General features: G+C 67.9%; 1 pseudogene. It reads left to right on the forward strand.

Annotated features, from left to right (window positions below):
* Positions 1-70 precede the first annotated feature (70 nt).
* A pseudogene (locus ACXR8F_RS21510) lies at positions 71-1239 on the forward strand (IS3 family transposase).
* Positions 1240-1280: the final 41 nt, after the last annotated feature.

Below are 1280 nucleotides of genomic sequence, written 5' to 3' on the forward strand. Positions count from 1 at the left end.
CGGGACTGCTGACGGTTCGGTTGACACCTGATCTGTGGCGACTGCGGTCGCTGCTGGAAGGATTGTCGACATGCCTGCACCCCACCCCAAGGAGTTCCGCGACGACGTCGTCGCGGTCGCCCGTAAGGGAGAGGCTCCGATTGCGAAGCTGGCCGCGGACTTCGGCATCAGCGAGTCATGCCTGCGCAACTGGATGCGCCAAGCCGATGTCGAGGACGGCGTGCTCCCCGGCACGACCGCGGCAGAGAACTCGGAGCTGCGAGAAGCTCGCCGCAAGATCCGGCTGCTCGAGCAGGAGAACGAGGTGCTGCGACGCGCGGCCGCGTACCTGTCCCAGGCGAACCTGAAGCTGGGCCAGTCCCCAAAATGACCTACCCGCTGGTCCTGGACCTTGCCGCCGACGGGATCCCCGTTGCGGTGACCTGCGGGCTGCTCGGCTTCTCCCGACAGGCGTTCTACGCATGGCGGGCGAGCCCGGTCAGTGAACGGGACCTGGTCGACGCCTACGCGACCAACGCCGCCCACGAGATCCACCGCGACGACCCGGGGTTCGGGTACCGGTTCATCGCCGACGAGCTCACTGACGCCGGCCACGACATGTCAGAGCGGCGGGTGTGGAAGCTCTGCTCGCAGGCCGGGATCACCTCCGCACACGCCCGCAAACGAGGCCGGTCCAGGAAGCCGGGACCACCGGTGCACGACGACCTCGTCGAGCGCGACTTCACCGCGACCGGCCCGAACCGGCTGTGGCTGACCGACATCACCGAGCACCCCACCGCCGAAGGCAAGCTGTACCTGTGCGCCGTCAAGGACGTCTGGTCACGGCGGATCGTCGGCTACTCGATCGACTCGCGGATGACCAGCCAGCTGGCCGTCGACGCGCTCGAGATGGCCATCGCCCGCCGCGGCCGCGAGCACGTGATCGGGTGCGTGGTCCATGCCGACCGAGGATCGCAGTTCCGCTCACGACCCTTCGTCGCGGCGCTGCACCGCCACGGGCTGCGCGGCTCGATGGGCCGCGTCGCCTCCTCCGCCGACAACGCCGCGATGGAGTCCTTCTTCGCCCTGCTGCAGAAGAACGTCCTTAACAACCACCGCTGGGACACCCGCCACCAGCTCCGACTGGCGATCGTCACCTGGATCGAACGCAGCTACCACCGTCGCCGGCGACAACGCGCCCTCGGCAAGCTCACCCCCATCGAGTTTGAGACCATCAACCAAGCCGCTCACGCGGCCTGAAACACCACACCCCGCGTGACAACCAGATCGTCAGCAGTCCC

It is taken from the genome of Terrabacter sp. AAH1 (assembly GCF_054456855.1).